Annotated in this window: 11 protein-coding genes, 1 pseudogene and 1 other annotated feature; of the genes and pseudogenes, 3 read left to right on the forward strand and 9 right to left on the reverse strand. The window is 60.4% G+C overall.

Going from position 1 to position 12799, the window contains the following annotated elements:
• Positions 1-92: 92 nt before the first annotated feature.
• The 5 genes and pseudogenes from F1642_RS16480 to F1642_RS07970 form a co-directional block, all read right to left on the reverse strand.
• Positions 93-497: pseudogene (locus F1642_RS16480) on the reverse strand (TniQ family protein); the annotation flags it as partial.
• The gene (locus F1642_RS07955; protein WP_194885952.1) at positions 497-1447 is read right to left on the reverse strand and encodes an ATP-binding protein; all 951 of its coding nucleotides are present in this window, start codon (positions 1445-1447) and stop codon (positions 497-499) included. The pseudogene F1642_RS16480 and the gene F1642_RS07955, both read right to left, overlap by 1 nt.
• Positions 1437-3572, reverse strand: coding sequence for a DDE-type integrase/transposase/recombinase (locus F1642_RS07960; RefSeq protein WP_194885953.1), 2136 nt, complete (start codon positions 3570-3572; stop codon positions 1437-1439). The genes F1642_RS07955 and F1642_RS07960 overlap by 11 nt, the downstream gene beginning before the upstream one ends.
• Positions 3569-4069, reverse strand: coding sequence for a Tn7 transposase TnsA N-terminal domain-containing protein (locus tag F1642_RS07965; protein ID WP_232303319.1), 501 nt, complete (start codon positions 4067-4069; stop codon positions 3569-3571). Before F1642_RS07965 ends, F1642_RS07960 begins: the two co-directional genes overlap by 4 nt.
• A 206-nt stretch (positions 4070-4275) precedes the next feature.
• A complete protein-coding gene (locus F1642_RS07970) occupies positions 4276-4518 on the reverse strand; it encodes a helix-turn-helix domain-containing protein (RefSeq protein WP_046000476.1) in 243 nt (80 codons plus the stop codon).
• A 223-nt stretch (positions 4519-4741) separates the two neighbouring features.
• Here F1642_RS07970 and F1642_RS07975 point away from each other — a divergent pair, with 223 nt between their 5' ends.
• Positions 4742-5446, forward strand: a complete 705-nt coding sequence (locus tag F1642_RS07975) for a helix-turn-helix domain containing protein (protein WP_194885954.1) — start codon at positions 4742-4744, stop codon at positions 5444-5446.
• A gap of 195 nt (positions 5447-5641) precedes the next feature.
• On the forward strand, positions 5642-6541 hold the full coding sequence (locus F1642_RS07980; RefSeq protein WP_194885955.1) for a hypothetical protein: 900 nt from the start codon (positions 5642-5644) through the stop codon (positions 6539-6541).
• Positions 6542-6590: 49 nt separating this feature from the next.
• Here F1642_RS07980 and F1642_RS07985 read toward each other — a convergent pair whose 3' ends face one another.
• From F1642_RS07985 to F1642_RS08000, 4 genes are all read right to left on the reverse strand, one after another.
• Entirely contained in the window at positions 6591-7190 is a 600-nt protein-coding gene (locus F1642_RS07985; RefSeq protein ID WP_194885956.1) for a tyrosine-type recombinase/integrase, read from the reverse strand.
• A gap of 77 nt (positions 7191-7267) precedes the next feature.
• Complete coding sequence (locus F1642_RS07990) at positions 7268-8305, reverse strand: DUF429 domain-containing protein (RefSeq protein WP_084693806.1); 1038 nt, start codon at positions 8303-8305, stop codon at positions 7268-7270.
• 761 nt (positions 8306-9066) lie between these two features.
• A complete protein-coding gene (locus F1642_RS07995) occupies positions 9067-10077 on the reverse strand; it encodes a polysaccharide pyruvyl transferase family protein (RefSeq protein ID WP_194885957.1) in 1011 nt (336 codons plus the stop codon).
• 82 nt (positions 10078-10159) lie between these two features.
• Positions 10160-11050: a glycosyltransferase family 8 protein gene (locus tag F1642_RS08000; RefSeq protein WP_194885958.1), complete on the reverse strand. Its 891-nt coding sequence runs from the start codon at positions 11048-11050 to the stop codon at positions 10160-10162.
• 274 nt (positions 11051-11324) lie between these two features.
• Positions 11325-11380, reverse strand: a sequence feature (sul1 is cis-regulatory element that is thought to sense ions involved in sulfur or methionine metabolism; They are found in Alphaproteobacteria).
• 61 nt (positions 11381-11441) lie between these two features.
• On the opposite strand from F1642_RS08000, the gene F1642_RS08005 reads away from it, so the two are divergent.
• Positions 11442-12797: an MFS transporter gene (locus tag F1642_RS08005; RefSeq protein ID WP_255522270.1), complete on the forward strand. Its 1356-nt coding sequence runs from the start codon at positions 11442-11444 to the stop codon at positions 12795-12797.
• Positions 12798-12799: the final 2 nt, after the last annotated feature.

Below are 12799 nucleotides of genomic sequence, written 5' to 3' on the forward strand. Positions count from 1 at the left end.
GGTGCGACCGGAACGTACTCCTCAAGCATCCGCATGATGTCGAAGGTGTCATTGCCATTCTGACGTGGTGGTAGTGGAACAAGATAGCAGCCATGAACCGGACAGGTCCGAACAGAGGTCAGTTGCCACAGGCCATGATGGCCTGAATGATATACATGGAGGCCGGCCTTCAGACAGGCCGGGCAGCTTCGCAGTGAGGTGCGGCTGAAAGCGGTGAACTTGATCCGCTCCTTGCCAAGGCGGAACCATCCCGGCTCGATGAGCTGGGGGGTGCCCTTCTGAAGACACCCAGGATTAACGCCGGCGAGTGCCGCGAGACGCGCAACCTCGTGGGGATCGCCATTCGCCAAGGCAAAATAGTCGATGCCGACATCGGAACAGAAGGTGATGAGTCGCTGCACCCCGTTCCGGCGCGCAAGACGGGAGCCTAATGAGGTGGCGGACTCGCCGGGCACCATATCGACGGTCAGAGGAAGGCGTGCGAGCCTGCCAAACATTAGCGCTTCTCCCGCGTAAAAACCTGTCGCGCATCAATCCGCACATAGTCGGGAATGATGAACGGGTTGAACGTGTCGTCACAGGACGTGCGGAGGTGATATGCATGGGCGAAATGAGCACGGGTCAGCTGGGGTGCACGGGCCAGATACGCCTGCTCGACAGCCGCGACGATCAACTCGATGACCAGGCCGAACTGGTTTGCGGCAGCGTGGATCAACCGCTCCCCGTGCGCGAGCTCGAGACTGTCCGGGCCGGGCGCAAGCTCTGCCTTGCTGCAGTAGCTTTCGATCAGGTCTAGGACATCGTTTGCATGCGCGACCGACGACAGGCTCTCGAAATGCACCGTATCCATGCGCCTAGCCAGCTGCGGATCATGGTTCAGAATGTCCTCGAGCTCCGGCGTGCCCGAAAGAATGATGCCGACCGGCCATTCCGGGTCTGTCATCAGCGTCTTGAGCATGGAAGCAACTGAGTTGAGTTCATGCCGCGTTCCCCGAGATGCCAGATCCTGAGCCTCGTCCAGATGGACGAAGAGGACTTTCCGCTCCTTCAGGTGATGCCGCACCAGGTCCCAGATGTACCAGGCCTGCCGTTCGGAACTGATCTGGTAGCCGAGGGCCCGCAGTAGAGTCTGGCCGACGAACTTCAGCGTCGCCGGTGCCGGCACCCTGATACTGACGATCGAAAAATTCTCATGACCGGATCGCTCAAGCCATTTGCGGCTCCGCACCATGAGCTGAACCATCGCTGATGTCTTCCCTGCGCCGGACGGGCCCGAAAGGGCCAGTCCATGCGCTTCGCTCGTCTGTCGCGCCTCACAGTCGGCCAGGCGTTTTTCGATCAGGAGGGAGAAGCGAGCCTCAAGCGGCTCAAAACGGTCGTGGTGGATGAAATGACCGCGCAGAAGCGCGATCCTCCGGGCGGTATATTTGATCCGGTCACTGCTCATCATCGAACCTCCAACGGTTTTTGCGCGTGCGCTCCTGTGCCGGCGACTCGGAACTGCTTTTGGGCAGGTCCGGCGGCATGGGCATTCGCGGCGTGATCTGAATGCCGTCGGCTAGGGGATCGGCAGACGGAGTCATGTGCCCAAGCCGCTCCGCATCGGATCGGACGGGATACTGCAGGGCGGCCTGATGGCGCTCCACGTCCAGGTCGGTGACATGGAACGGGGTCAGCTCCCTCAGCGCGAACGCGCGGCGGTTGATGTCCGAGATCCGTTCGATGGCCCTTCGGACTTTCGGCGCGTCGAGTTCGGCATCTTTCCGATGCTTGCTGCGCAAGGTCCGGGTCGCCTCCTGCATCAGATCGTAACTGACACCGTCAAAGCCAGTTTGGTTCGCGATAGCGGGATGCCAAGTGGCGCCCACCTTCACGGCAATCCAGCCCATGTCCCGCAGATCCGCGCGTATCTCTACGCTTCGCTGCGGGGAGTGCAGGAACGCCTCCCGCAGCGCCTCGCAGCTGTAGGTCAGCCCCGAAAGCAAGACCCCGTCGCCCCGCAGCTTGCGCTCCAGAGGCCGGCCAAATGCGCGGCGCAGCGTCAGGCCGTCCGGGACAGGAGGTGTTCCAAACTTGGCCACCAGTCGCGCCCAAGCCTCGTTGGGGGTTTCTCCCCCAAGTGAGCCGTGCCCCTGGTTGTGATAGATGTCGACGACGTAGGTCAGCAGGATTGTGATCAGATCGTCGTCGCAGAGGCAGGCCAATTGCTCTGACGGATAATCGCCACGCTGGATCGTGTCGAAGAAGGTCCTTCCGGCCAGCAAGGGCATCAGTTGGTGGCCATACGTCCGAAAGAACGTTTCGATATGGCCACGAAGCCATGGCTTCCCGGCAGGCGGCAGAAGCGTAGTAACGCCGAGGGACAAGACAGCGCCCTGGAAGTCATCGGACGTGAATGCCGTCCCCTGGTCGGTGACCAGTGCCTGCACCCCGCCATGATGATGCCATGTGCTTTCGCATCCGGCCGACCGCGCCATTGGCGTCTTGTCGACGAAGATGTCCCGCAGCGCCCTGACCGCATCGCTGGAGTTCGGTGTCTCGGCCAGGCGCATGGAGAGGATGCATCTCGTTGCGCAGTCGATCGCGACATAGAGCCAACGCCGACCGGCCTCGAACCGCTCCTGCCGCTCGGGCGGAAGATGATCCCAGATGCCCGACAGCGTCAGGAGCGAGATCACATCGAGGCGGTTCTCGTCCATCTCGACACGCTCAAGCGGCTGCGTCACGTCCACCCCTGTCTCAAAAAGCGTGAACTTGGCGTTCGCGGCCGCCGTGCCATAGCGCTTGGCATGGACGTAATACGGATCCGCAAGACCCAAACGCCGTCTGAGACTGGCCGCAGACGGGACGACAAGCGTGGGGGCTCCAGCAGCCGCCCTGCGCTCGCTCTCGCGGACGAACAGCTGCCGCGTGTCAGCCACCGCCGCTGCCTTGGTGGGCCGTTGCGTATCGGCGTAGATCTCGATGACCTGGTTCATCAAGGCTTCCGAGTGATGACACCATCGCGGGATGCGATTGCCGCAGCGATGAGTTTCCGGAATTAAGGCAACGGCGGAATATCCGGCTCCCTCATAGTCGCGCACCCACTGGAATGCCGTGCGGCTCCCCGGAAGCTGGCGCGTGATGATTTCGGCACCCGGTCGGACCAGCTTTGCCGCCGCCATGCCCTCGCCGACCCGCCGCTCCACCTCGCAGGAAAGCTTGGCACGGCCCTCAGCGTACCCTGCATGAGTCCGATTGATTTCCCCGGCTGCCTCAAAGGCCAGAAAGGCATCACAGACCGCTTTGCGCCAGATGACCAGCCGCCGAACATCATGTGCAATCCCATTGATGATATCGGTCGGCTTACGACCGCGCAGGTCCTGCTTGGCGCGATCAAAATAGCCGGCGATATAGGCGGTGTCGGGTTGTCGCAGCAGGTCCGCCAGTTCCTCATGCGTCAGGCGTTCCGTGATGCCCGGCTGACCGAGCCGCTCGAAGAGGCCGCCCTTGTCGTCGATTTCCAACGGGCGCATGGCAACGCCAGCGGCGGTGATCAGGTCAGACTTCGAGAACCGGAAACGGATTGTCATGCTGCCACCTCCGTAAAAGGTGGGCGCGACCGGGCCAGCTGGCGTGCGGCCTCGGCAGCTGCACGGCGATCGAGGTGCTGATCCGTGATCAGCATGACGCGGTCCGCAAATTGCTTCGGCGTTGCGGCGGCAACTCGCTCCAGCTCAGAGACGAAGTTCTGCTGGATTACCCTCTGCATCGGCTTGATAGCCACAGCAACACGTTCTCCCCCTGTCGTAGTGACCAGGAAGTCGAAGACGTGCTTCGCTGGCAGCCCGCTGGCGTCGGCGTATTGCACCGCCGTCGGCTGGTCCCAGATATGGTGGATGTCAGTGCGCACCAGCATCAGGCAGAGGAACGCGTATTCAAGCGCGCTCTCAAACTGGATGATGCGCGGACGCTCAAAGCCCGGCAGCTTCACGACAAGCGCTCCGCGTAGACTGGCCTTGGAACGGCGCGAGATGGCCCGCGTCGCGTGGCTTGGCTCAGGGCCGATGTAGATCAGGTTCTGTTTCATGATGTTCCGGTCACGCTGCCAGTCACACCGGACCGGGCAGTCATGATCCCCCTTTTCTGTGGATGTGTTGAACAGCCCTGCCGGACGACCGCCCGGCAGGTTGACTTTTTGTTCGACTCGGGGGATGACTTTGGTGTCGGGTCTCAATCGACATCTAAGAGGGGCGATCCTGTTACCAGCAGGTGCCCCTTTTTCATGTCCCGTTGTCAGCTACTTTCGGCTGATCGACCCTCCTGTGAGATGTAGCGGTCCGGAAAGAGCTCCTCTGGGGTCGTGCCGAGCTGTTCCGCGATCTCTCGCTGCACGCGATGCGATCGTCGATATCCCTGGCTGACCACTGTGACGCTGCTTTGGGAAATGCCGAGTAGCCGGGCGATCTTCGCCATCGAAGATCCCGTCAGCCGAAGCCGACACTTGAGAAGCTCGTGGTGTTCGAGATTGACCTTCATGGGCTGCTGCAAGTCCTTGGTCCGCGTAGTTGCTCTCTGCTCAGAGATTCGAAAAACGAATCACATGGCAACCATTTCCGTCATCCGGCTTGCACTTCATTCACTTTGGCCCGTGCGGGACCGGGCCAAAGTGAGAGGCGGGGGCCAAAGTCACGAAAAATCTTGGCGTATGGTGAGAAGCAAGACACGATTGTGGAGCTTACAAGCAAGATGGACCAACGACGTGACCGCGGAGCAATTCCCCGAAAACGCTGCACCTGATCCGGTGATGGAAGATCGGGCCGAAGGCTCCTTAGCCGCATTGCCGCGGCACTCCTCTACCGATGCAGTGATCGATGAGACACAGGCGACACGTTCGGACAAAAGCGACTGCGGCCAAGTTTCGCCGCTGCAAAACCTAAGGCGACGTCGGAGAGTTCTTTCAGCCGAAGAGCTGGCCAGTATTGCATCCGATTTTGAAAATGCGTGGCAGCAGATAAGTTTCTCCAAGAAATCGCCGTGGCTTCATAGCAGCTTAACTATGCAGCAAAGAGGCCACGTCTCACGAGAAATTCCTGAGGCAGAGGAAGTCTGCAAGCTTTACAATGATCTGGGATCACTGGTGCAATTTGCAAACCTCTTTATCCTTGACCGCAATGGGGCAATAAAGGCGCTTTCGGCTGCCGGAATCGATATTTATGAAGACGTAGGGCGTGACTGGGACGACCATCATTCATTCAGAGAACTCAGCAGACGGCACGGTGTAACGCGCGATACAATCTCTCGATGGATCAAAATAACCGGCCGGGAAGTGCCACCCCGGAATAGCAAAAAGAAATATAAAATCGATCTGATCGACAAAGCTTACGGCGAGAAGTCAACAACCAATTATGCCGCAAAGTCAGCCGGTGTTCACTGGCAAACTGCGCAACGTGCCTTAAAGAAGTAACGAACCTGTTGAATAACCGCGCTTTGGACAAGATCCTTCCAAGGCATTGTTCTACACTAGTTGTGACGACGTTCAGTTAGGGCCACAGACAAATGGGTGTAAATAGGTCATGAGCTGTTTAGAATGTCGTAAACCATCGGCAAAATCACCTGAACACCCTGATGATAGGCCCCTCGGCCGTAACTGGACATTGGCATGTCAAGCCCGCGAGCTAACTTCCTGATTGAGATTACTGGAGAGAAAATCCCGGTCAGGGAAGGCTCTCTATTGCATGAGGGCTTCATTGCTCTGCGATCGTGCCACGGGAAACGCTATCAGGAGTTTCGTGATCAAGCGGGCGGAGCCAAAGGCTCTAAATCCCGCCGATACTTCCCGTCCGCGGTACTGAACAAGGCAGAGCAAACAGGCTTCGCGCGACTTCTCTCTCACGGCGGAGCAACACGCACAGACAACCCTAACGCCTCTGCAGGTCGACTGCCCTCGGCAAGGCTGCACGAAGTGACTGCCGAGCATGTGCGCCAAGCCGTTTTTGATACCCTTGATCAGGGATGGTCGTCACCCTTTACGGACTCACGCTCGTTCGACCTGATAACGGATGACGGCGAACGCCTCCCACCTAAGGTCGTTTTCGGGCGTGCCGCGACGCTAGCGCTAGGCTATTCAGTATTGCCGAGCCACTTCTCGGGTGGAGAAGGCACTCCCTGTTTCAGAGTTCTTCGAAGGGCCGGTTATGCCGTTGTTCCGAAGGATCAGGAACTGCCTGTTATTCTAGAATTCACGGCTGAAGATCTGACGTGGTCGGAGGGAAGTCAGCAACTGGTCCACCACCTCCGCCGCGAGCGGGCACGGGGCGCGGCGCAGGCCAAACGTGACTCATTCCGACAAGAGCACGGAAGGCTCTTCTGCGAAAAATGTAACTTCGATCCGATGGACCATTATGGCGGACCGGAGGGTGAGGCTTGCATTGAGGTTCACCACAATGCCACCACCATTTCGGAAATGACAGCTGGCCATCGCACCAGACTTGCAGACCTTCAGTGCCTCTGCGCGAACTGTCATCGTGTTGTTCATAAGCTCATGAAGATGACGACCTGACCGCATCGAACCAACGGCTTATCCTCAGCATCACGATCGGATTGGAATACTACCAAAGCCCTTCGAAGCGCGTCGCTGCCGTTCTGGTATAGCGTGCCGTGTGCCGGGGATCGCGATGGCCAAGATAATCTTGGATCAGGCGCAGGTCGCGCCCGGCATGGGCCAAGGCATGCCCGCAGGAATTGCGCAGCATGTGCGGATGGACAGCCCCGAGCCCGGCCCGTGCCGCAATGACCGTCACGAGATAGTTGACGGCCTGCCGCGTCAATGTCTGACCGCGCTCGGACAGGAACAGCCAGGACAGGCTGTCCTGCCGTCCGACCAGAAGGCGCCGGATCGCGCGCAACTCATTGCCTGCCAGCGGATGGCTGGTGGCAAGACCGCGCTTCAGGCGGTGAACCCAAAGATGTCCCGCTTTCAGATCAAGATCACTGCGGCGCAACGCAATCAATTCGCTGACCCGTAGCCCATGTCGATACATGAGGAGCAGCATGGCATGATCGCGCGGTCCGTGCCGTCCGGACCGGGCCGCGATCAGCAGCCGCCTCATCTCATCCGGCGTCAGGTAATCGCGCGGGCGCTGATGAGCATCGACGGGTGCGATCCCATCACTCTTGACGAAACGCCGGTTGGCACGCCGCTCAGACATGCGATCCTCCCCCTGCAACTGCTGGCTCCGTCATCCTCAACTCTTGACGAAACGCACCTTCTGTAAAGAGTGCAGCGTCACGATTTCGGACAGGTCTCTTCCAGGGCAAGCCGGTCCTTCAGTGCCTGCAGGATCAGATCCTCGATCTCGCGGACCCGCAGTCCATGTTCCAGAGCGAGGCAACTGACGAGCTGGCTGATCTCCGCGTTCTTGGGGCCGTAGGACGCCCAGTCATCCAGTTCGTGACTTTCTGGATGATGAGCCACTGCAACAGCAGGCTGAGGGTACTGGTGCGCAGGAGGACGATCGGAAATGTGCGGATCGGCGATCCATCCTTCCAATGGGTCTACGACATCCGGCGCGCCAAACCTCGCATCACGCTGCCGCCAAGCCCAAGCAGCCTGAACGGCGCAGAGGAGAGCGTCGAGATGGTCGGCGCCCGGATCGTCGCACAGGTTATCGGGGGCGATGACGTCGAAGCCGTATCGCGCTGGCGCCGCGTCACGAAGAGCATGAAGCAAACTATGGCGAGCCTGCCGCTGATCGGAATTTTGCTTGCTGCGCGTATCGTTCTTGTAGCTACGGCGACCGATAAATTGGCGGGCCAGAACGCCAGGATAGGCCTCAACGACGACACGCTGCGCATCACCGGCATGGAGGTGAGGGATGGTCACGCCTGAAGCAAGAAGACGGGGAGCACCCTCGAAGAACATCAGACCGACAGGCACGCCGTAAAGCTTCTGTGGACTGATCGAGCTCGCCTGCTTGTCGGTTGCACGACGATGCTCTTTATCGCCCGCAGCCCTGTTCTCTTTGTACGCTTCCAATGCTCCGCGAAAGCCGTCGCGGCCAAGCTGGCTCGCGTGTCGAACATATCCCTCCCAGGTCGATGGCCAGCCGGCAGTCTCGACAAAGCGGCGGGCCTGACCGAAAGGAAAATCAACTCCTGCAATCCACGGCCCGGGTTGCGCCAAAGCTGCGTTGAACGCGTCAAAGTCAGACCACTCCTCAAGGGACTGCGTGAGCAGATGATCTCCCTCTAGTGTGCACCGAAGACAAGTAATCGGCTTGCGCCGAGAGGGGCTGCTTGTGAAATCAATGCCGAGAATGTTCATGCAGAGACAGTAGCATGGACGTGTGCCAAAATCGAACTTCCTCTATCGGGCAGACGGTCAAAATCATCCTGTAACGCGAAAAACAGCCTGTGATCGTTCGGTTTGGAATACCCCACTCTGCGTAAAAGGCTAGTTTGAATAGAGCGATGCCTGCAGGTCTTGGAATGCGCCCCGCAAACGCATTCATACTTTAGGGACCACCAGAGGCGTTCGATGAAGATGTTGTCGATGCACCGGCCGTTGCCATCCATCAAGACCCGGGTGCCGACCTGCGGCCGGCCGGCGATCTGACACACGGGGCCGGAGCGGTGAAATTGGGAGGGACCCGCGCGCCCCGCGCGTGGGAGGAACCGGATTTCTCCGTGGAGGCTGACGCGCAGCGGCACCAGAGCCCGTGTTCGGATCGCCGGCCGGATGGCAGGCGGAAAAAAGAAATGAAAGATCGTCAGCGGTGCCAGAGCGAAGCGGAGGCGCGGCTGTCTCCTGGATCAGCGATCGCGGTGCCCGCGATCACCATATCTCTGAAAAGCAGCCTCTCGACTGCCAGGCAGCATCGACGCGAAGAGCCCATCGCCGACACTCATAGCTGCCGCAGCGAATGCAGGTGCAGCACGTGCAGTCGACCTTTAGCAGCCGTTCAGTATCCGCTTGCCCCATGCTGCCGGTGTACGACGACTGCCTAGTCAAAGCAGAGAAGAAATTGCCGAACCGAACTGGCTCAAGTTTTTGGTGAACTGCTCACCTGGGAGACAAGTGTCTTCTTACCCGCGGCTCTGAGCCCGCCGGCGCCGCTTCCACGCCTTGAACCGCTTTCGCAATGCGCGAACCCGCCCGACCCTTGGTATCAGGTCATCGCGCAAACTGGGATTGGGATGAGCGTCCAGTGCAGCAGCAAATTCCTCGTCGAAGCCGTCCAGCGATGCGATGGCACTCTCGCGCACGAGCCGCGCGTCTGCACGTCCCGCCTCAGACAGGCACCGCTCCAGTGCTGATAGCAGATCCATGTGGCTGACCTGATCAGGATCGAAGACCTCGTCCCACCCCAGCTTGTGTGCCTGGCGGGTCACCTTGTCGCCGCCGGAAACGGGATCGATGGCAATGGTCGGTATGCCATTTTTCAGGGCCAGCACCATGCCATGCAGCCGCGTGGTCAGCATGACGTCAAGCCGACTGCAGATGGATTCAAACTGTGCCGCGTTCGACAGGCCGAACCGGTTCGTGGCAGCCGGCACGGACGTGTCCATCTCGATGAACGCCGCCCCCGAAGTTGCGATCAGCCGGCGCAGCTTCTCCTCGGCCAGTGCGCCCCGGTGGCGATCGCCATACTCTTTCTGGAACCCGGTCAGGCACAGCCCAACGACGGGAACACGGGACGGCGCCTCGCGAAAGCTCAGGTCTGCGCGCACGGTCCTGTCGCTGTCCCGTTCCAGAAGGACCTCAAACGGATTGAAGGCCGACAGCGGTTCGACCATCGTCAGGTTCACCCCGATATGCACGCAGTGCTTGAAGCGACCGAAGATGCTTTCGTGCTGAACGGCCATCGCCGGGGTAAACGGACCGCAGATGACAAACAGGTGCGAGTAACGCGTGGGGTCCAAGGTGAAGCGGTTCAGCCAGGTGCTGTCGACCGCCTCGCGGGCGTCGGTATAGGGCGTGACGTCATAGGCTATCCCCAGTGTCTGCAACTGACGTTCCGTCTGTCGCAGGACCTCGACGTCGCCGACGGTCGAGAAGTGCCCGACAAGAAGTGCGCGGGGTGCGCTATCGGCCATGGGGTCTGGATGCTTGGACATGTCAGGCGAATTCCCGCAGTGATCTGATGGGGGTGGCGTTGAGCCGGTTCCACACCGAGGATCAGTGTGGCTTTAGGTGGGGATACTGCCGCACGAAGCGGTGCATGGCACGCCGATAGAGCAGCGTCGCACGGCCGCGCGAGGACCAGACGTCCCACCGGCGGTCCCGCCAAGGTTTGTTCGGCCCATGATAATGCAGAATGACGGGGCGGTCCGGCCCCCCCCCTTCAATGGCCGATCCCGATCGGGCTAGCAGCCCCCTGTGCCGGCGGATGCGCCCCCAGGAGGCGTTCCACGCCGGATCCAGCTGCAGCACATCGGTCGCGAACAGGGCATTCAGATGATCCTGGTCCCCATGCGTGCAGGCCGATGCCGCGACGACGTCTTCCATCTGTGCCAACAGAGCGGGATGCGCCCGAAGCGCGTCGCAGTTCAGGAGAAGGATGCCCGCGTTGAAGTAGTCCTCGACACGCGCCGGGTCCATGAACTGCCGGATTTCCCTCAGTCGTGCAGCCCGGTCCGCCGTCGTCTTTTCCGGCTCGGAAAGCCAATGCGTGATGTGATAATCACGAACCGCGCCAGCATAGGCGTCTTTCAAATCAAACTGGAACAAGGGCCCAACATCGCCCGTGACCAGCGTATCGCCGTCGATATAGAGGACATAGCTGTCGATCAGCCGCGGGATGAACAGGCGGCCCATCGTGGCCGCAGAGATGTAATCCGTCGGTCCGTGTGCGCCTTCCAGGTATCCGCTGCCGATATCCTTGCACACTAAGGTAAGCCCTGCGTGTCCAGCAGTAACCGCCTCGACATTCGCCCAGTCTTCAGACGTGAGGCCATCGCCCCAGAAGTGCAGTTCGGCGTCTCCTCGCAGGTGCTGCAGCAGGCTCCAGACGGACAGAAGCGTCGGCTTCAGGAAGGTGCGGTCGGTAACGTAGGCGATCTTGACCATGCGTGGCGTGCCAGGCAAGGGAGGCTCCTTTGCGTTCATAAAAAATGTGGTGGATCTGCAGCAGCCGCCTCGACGGGTGGGATCACTGCGCGATTGAGATCGGTTTGCGAACGGCACCAAACTCCAAGCGGCCATGGCCGCCGCAGCATTTCGCTGCGGACCTTGAGAACTCGCCGGTTCCGGCACCTGGATCTTGAGATCATACGCGGTCCAATGCCCTGCACCGGAGGGTCTCCACAGAGACGGTCCGATTGTCATACAGGGTTTATCAGAGGATGATCCGGCGGATGAGCGGCCGGAAGAGCCACCCGGGATTGCACCGGGTCCTTGCGTCTGGCTCCTTCATAGACGGAAAAATGCCCAAAGATCAACAGTGCTCGATGACGGGCCGATGGGCTGCGGCATCATCCCGGCTGTTTCTGATGGATCGGCCCTGCCGCAAGTAACGATCGCATGGCTGATTGCATTCGCAAGACTGGCTGTGAGAGAAGCCGTTCTTGCAGGTCATGCAAATTCCGACATTCAAGGCAGAGGCAGAATGATCCAGTTTGTGCGCGACAATGCGCGGTGGTTGGCTGCGGGCTTTCTTCTGACCCTCACGTCGGCGTTCGGGCAGACGTGGTTCATCTCGCTGTTTGCAGACTTCATCAAGGATCGTCACGGTCTGACGGATGGCAGTTGGGGCGGCCTTTACACGGTCGCCACCTTGTCTGCGGCGGCGCTGATGTTTTGGCGCGGTTCACTGGCTGATACGGTGCCCCTGTCGCGGCTGGCCCCGGCCGTTACGCTGATGTTCGCCGTGGCCGCCGTCGCCCTTGCCTGGGCCCCATCGGTCGCGGTTCTGGGCGTTGCCCTTTTCCTGCTGCGGTTCTGCGGGCAGGGAATGTTCAGCCACATGGCGATGACGGCGATGGGGCGCTGGTTCGAGGCCCGCCGCGGCCAGGCCGTGTCCCTGACGAACCTGGGCCACCCTGCCGGAGAGATCTTCGTTCCCCTGCTGGTGGTGATGATGATCGGCGGCATCGGCTGGCGCAGCACCTGGCTGGTCGTGGCCGGCGTCCTGTGCCTGATCGTGATCCCCTTGCTGCTTTTGCTGCTGTCCAAGGGACGGAACCCGGTGGAACATCAGGCCCAGATTGCCCGACCCGGCCTCATGGGCCGCCAATGGCGCCGCCGGGACGCCGCGCGGCACTGGTTGCTTCCGGCTCTGCTGCCGGTGTTGCTGACACCGGGCTTCATTTCGACGGTCATCTTCTTTCATCAGGCGCATATCGCGGACGTGAAGGGGTGGACCCTGCCGGAAATGGCCCCCGGCTATACCGCGTTCGGCGTAGCCACTGTCATCGCCGCCTTCACCTCTGGTTGGCTGGCAGACCGGTTCGGACCGCTACGCCTGTTGCCGCTTCTGGTCGTGCCCATGGGCCTTGGCGTCGCCCTGATCGGGCCTGCCGATGGGGTATGGGTCTGGTATGTGGCTCTTGGGGTGGTGGGCATCACCCAAGGCATGGCCAGTTCGCTCTGGGGGGTGCTGTTTCCGGTGCTCTATGGCACGGCGCATCTGGGCGCGATCCGATCGCTGGCCACCACGATCATGGTCATCTCGACCGCCATCGGACCCGGCATCACCGGCATGCTGATCGATGCGGGCATCGATTTTCCCACGCAAAGCCTGTTTCTAGGCTTGTGGTGCGGAGCCATCACGCTGCTCTGCTTCGGGATCAGCAGAAAGCTCAAAGCGGATTTCTGACG

This window comes from Paracoccus sp. NBH48, from assembly GCF_015390265.1.
Classification (GTDB): domain Bacteria; phylum Pseudomonadota; class Alphaproteobacteria; order Rhodobacterales; family Rhodobacteraceae; genus Paracoccus; species Paracoccus marcusii.

Bases quoted from the DNA above. Each gene is read 5' to 3' on its own strand.
- F1642_RS07990 (WP_084693806.1), bottom strand. From the start codon at position 8,305: ATGAACATTCTCGGCATTGATTTCACAAGCAGCCCCTCTCGGCGCAAG.
- F1642_RS07955 (WP_194885952.1), bottom strand. From the start codon at position 1,447: ATGAGCAGTGACCGGATCAAATATACCGCCCGGAGGATCGCGCTTCTG.
- F1642_RS07995 (WP_194885957.1), bottom strand. From the start codon at position 10,077: ATGGCCGATAGCGCACCCCGCGCACTTCTTGTCGGGCACTTCTCGACC.
- F1642_RS08000 (WP_194885958.1), bottom strand. From the start codon at position 11,050: ATGGTCAAGATCGCCTACGTTACCGACCGCACCTTCCTGAAGCCGACG.
- F1642_RS08005 (WP_255522270.1), top strand. From the start codon at position 11,442: ATGGGCTGCGGCATCATCCCGGCTGTTTCTGATGGATCGGCCCTGCCG.
- F1642_RS07960 (WP_194885953.1), bottom strand. From the start codon at position 3,572: ATGACAATCCGTTTCCGGTTCTCGAAGTCTGACCTGATCACCGCCGCT.
- F1642_RS07980 (WP_194885955.1), top strand. From the start codon at position 5,642: ATGTCAAGCCCGCGAGCTAACTTCCTGATTGAGATTACTGGAGAGAAA.
- F1642_RS07985 (WP_194885956.1), bottom strand. From the start codon at position 7,190: ATGTCTGAGCGGCGTGCCAACCGGCGTTTCGTCAAGAGTGATGGGATC.
- F1642_RS07965 (WP_232303319.1), bottom strand. From the start codon at position 4,069: ATGAAACAGAACCTGATCTACATCGGCCCTGAGCCAAGCCACGCGACG.
- F1642_RS07970 (WP_046000476.1), bottom strand. From the start codon at position 4,518: ATGAAGGTCAATCTCGAACACCACGAGCTTCTCAAGTGTCGGCTTCGG.